The organism is Candidatus Eremiobacterota bacterium (assembly GCA_031082125.1).
In the GTDB taxonomy this organism is placed as follows: Bacteria; Vulcanimicrobiota; CADAWZ01; order CADAWZ01; family Ess09-12; genus Ess09-12.
On record JAVHLM010000069.1, the window covers coordinates 1 to 3,545 of the forward strand.

A 3,545-nucleotide genomic window follows, 5' to 3' on the forward strand; every position below is an offset into this window, starting at 1 on the left:
GTCGGAGCTGATGCGCAACTTCGAGCTTCTCAGGGCGCTCCCCCTCACGCGGGAGGCCTATCTTGAGGGCAGGATCGCAAAGAGCGCCCTCAGGCATCTCTCGAGGGTCATCACGCCTGAGAATGAGTCCTGGTGGCTCGCCATTGCAGAGGTGCGCTCCCTGTGCGGCCTTGAGAGGGAAGTGAAAAGGGCTCTCGCTGAAAGAAAGGCCGATGGGGCGCCCGGTTCTGAAGGAAGCCTGCGCGCGGCGGGCGGGGCGTGCGATGATGCGCACGGCGACGAGGCTGAGGGCACGATGATGTATTTCAGCGTGCCGCCCTCACTTGCCCTCACCTGGGACTTCGCCCTCTCCCTCTTCAGGGACAAAGAGCACTATGACGGGCCTGTCGCCGGATTTGTCGAGGCCCTCCTTGCCAACTTCCTGGCCTCGGGGAAGGTCGCCCCGGAGCTCCCGGCCCTTGATGCCAAGGGAAATCGCCCCCTCTTCTCACGGGTGCCCCTCATGAAGAGAAGGATAGGAAACCGGCGCGTGAGCGATCCCGATGAGGTTGTCGGGCAGGCCTTCGGAGGCCCTTCCTGCGGCTCTCCCTGGGAGCAGCCCTGGAGCATCTTTTTCCCGTCGTGGCTGGAAGAGTGCCGGCCGGGAAAAGACGCCGGGGTCTCCGCCAGGGCGATTGCGGGCCGCCTCCGGAGGGCCGCCTCCATCCGCCAGCGGCTCGACGTGGCCGCGGGAATGCTCCTGCGGGCGATGGATGAGCGGCAGCTCCACCGCCTTCTCGGCTATGAGTTCATCGAGGATTATGCAGGGGAGCGCTGCGGCTTCTCGATGGCGCAGACCCGCCAGCTCATAAGGCTCGCCCAGGGATTCCGCCGCCACTCCCTCACCGAAGACGCCTTCAGGAAGGGCGTCATCACCAGGGAGCAGGCGCGCCTCATTCTCCCCCTGGTGGACTCCAGGAATGAATCGCAGTGGATTGCCTATGCCGCGAGCGTGCCCACGGCGGACCTCAGGGAAGAGGCGGGGCGAGTTGCCAGGATCCTTGAATATGACTGCCTGGTCTCCCACAATTATACTTTGCTTCCCGGCCTCCGCTATCTCACCGACGAGAGGTTCCGGGGCCTTTCTCCGGAGGTGCAGGACTGCATAAGGACAGGGTCCTGGTATCAAGGCCCCTCTCTTTGCTCTTCGTGGCCTCTCGCGTCAGACGACGAGGAGCTCGTTGCGAGCCGCGACAGGCGCTTCGATGCGCCCTGGAAGTATTTCAGCGATGTCGATGAGCTGCGCGCCGCCGAGGCCTCCAAGAAAATTGAAAAAGATTCCAGGCTGTGTGCGGGGCAAAAAGCCAGGGAGCTCTGCACCATTCCCCACGGCGAGAGCCCCGAGGAGACCTTCCTGGTGGATATCCTCACGGCGGGAGATCCCTCGCCGGCGGCAGGGAGCTCCATGATGATAAAGTTCTTTCTCCCCCGGGAGCTTGATCAGGTCTGGAACGTGGCGGCACGGGCTTTTCTCAGTCATATCGCTCAGGCGGAAGGCGCTGACAACCTGGGCCAACCGGAAGAGATATTCCTTGCCGCCCTCCTTGCCGACTATCTCAAGACCGAGGGAACCTTGAAAAAGGCGGCCCATCACCATAAAATCCTGAAGCGGGACCGGTTCCGCTGCCAGGCCCCGGGCTGCCGGTGCCGCAGAAACCTCCATGTGCACCACATCATCAGGCGCTCCCAGGGGGGCACCGATGACCCCTGGAACCTCATTGTGCTCTGCGAGGCCTGCCACCTTCACCTCCTCCACGGCCTGCGGACCCTCACCGTGAGGGGCAGGGCGCCTTATGATCTCATCTTCACCTTCGGCTCTCTCTCGGAAGGCACCCCTTTCCTGGTCTATGAAAAGGGTCTCCTGACGCGGGTTCCGGCGATTCCATGGTGAAGGGGAAAAGATACACGTTGCCGCTCATGTCGCAGAGACCGAGGCCGTTGGGGAGCTTCTGGCCCGCACCGTGATGATTGTCACCTGCCCGCGCCCTGAAGACAGGCGCTTCTCATCTGCGCCTGATTTCCCATCTTATCCCGCCCAAGAAGGTAAAATACTGCCCGGTGCCTGGAGAAATTCCAAATCACAGATTTGGAAGCAGTAAAACCTTGAGTTATGCCAGCTCATAAGATAACACAGTTACCCGAAATTTTTACCGGGCATGGAGTTTTACAATATGGACGGAAGGGGCATTCATCGCGGCGCTGAATGAGAGAGTGCCGCTTCCCTCCACCTCTTCTGCCTCGACAAGCTCCAGTTTTTTTGTGTCGTCAACGGCATAATGCTCATACACCACCTGCCGGGAGCTGCTCCAGGGGAGATTTCTAAAGGTGAGATTGAACCGTTGGCACACCGCGGGAGTGCCGTACTTTGAAGCATAAAGGCTGTATTCCTTCCATGCCTGGCTGCCTGCAGGCTCATACTTTTCCAGGTATGTCTTTACATCAAAGCTTGCCATGACCACTACAAGCTGCTGCGCATCATGGCCTGCAAGCGTTGAAAAATTCATCGTGTCGCCTCCGCTTGACGAGAGTCGCACTTTGCCTGCAAGCCAGTTAAAGCCTTCAAAGGCATAATAGGCCGGCTTGCCGTTCCCGTAGCCGTCGGTGAGGAGAAAATCGTGGCCGTCTCCCTGGGTGCCGTTGAAAGGTCCGCCATAACGAATGGAAAGGCTCGCGCCCTGATCAATCATATGTATGAGGCTGCCTATATTATGGGCGGCAGCCCACGCGCTGTCAAACTGCGAATGATAGGATCCGCTCCAGAGATCGCCTGTCATGAAGCTCCATTCATCATTTCCAAGGCGGGGGGTGCCATAAAGGGGGCTCAAGGAGGGATATTTTTCCAGCTCCTTCCGCATCATGGCGGTGCCTTCATAAAAAGTACGGGGAATGGGCGAATAGGTGTGAAAAGTGACAATGTCAACAGGGACATCGTGGGATGTGCAGTAATCCAGGAAATCGCTTACCCAGTCATTGAGATCTTTCATCTCTCCTGCTGAGCTGAAATGATCCTGGCCAAAGGGACTCACAAAGCCTGGCGCCTCCAGTATAAAGCTGCTGCTCACTTCCTTCATTGCCTTGGCCCATACTTCGTAAGTCTGAAAAAACTCCTCCCTTGTGCCGCTCCAGAAAATGCTCAGCTCCGGCTCGTTGCCGAAGCGGAAAATTTTTACCTCAAAGGTATTTCCGTTACCCCAGCCTTGTGTGAGATGCCTCGCTATGTTTTTTGCATAAGAGGCAAATTTGCCGCTGTCAGATGGCTTTACCCGGGGGGGTATCAGGTGAATCACCGGTTCCGCGCCACTATTGAGGATTGCCGAGACCTGCTGATCCAGCAGGGTAAAGTCATACTGGGCAGGGTCTTCCGGGTCCCCGGGGACAGGAATGTCAATAATCACTTCAATCATTTTAAACCCCGCCTCTTGTGCAAGGCGGAACCCGGTGGCATCAAAAAAGTGTCCCAGCCCGGTTAACTAAACCAGATTTTCCTGTGGATTTCCCATTTACCT

Annotated in this window: 2 protein-coding genes; one reads left to right on the forward strand and one right to left on the reverse strand. The window is 58.1% G+C overall.

Translation table 11 applies throughout. The annotated features are described in order from the left end of the window. Positions 1-1,930 (forward strand): HNH endonuclease signature motif containing protein (locus RDV48_31505; GenBank protein ID MDQ7827363.1); only part of this gene is annotated, 1,930 nt, incomplete at its 5' end. A gap of 256 nt (positions 1,931-2,186) precedes the next feature. Here the strand turns inward: RDV48_31505 and RDV48_31510 are convergent. Continuing rightward, positions 2,187-3,443, reverse strand: a complete 1,257-nt coding sequence (locus tag RDV48_31510; GenBank protein MDQ7827364.1) for a hypothetical protein — start codon at positions 3,441-3,443, stop codon at positions 2,187-2,189. Positions 3,444-3,545: the final 102 nt, after the last annotated feature.

Bases quoted from the DNA above. Each gene is read 5' to 3' on its own strand.
- RDV48_31510 (MDQ7827364.1), bottom strand. From the start codon at position 3,443: ATGATTGAAGTGATTATTGACATTCCTGTCCCCGGGGACCCGGAAGAC.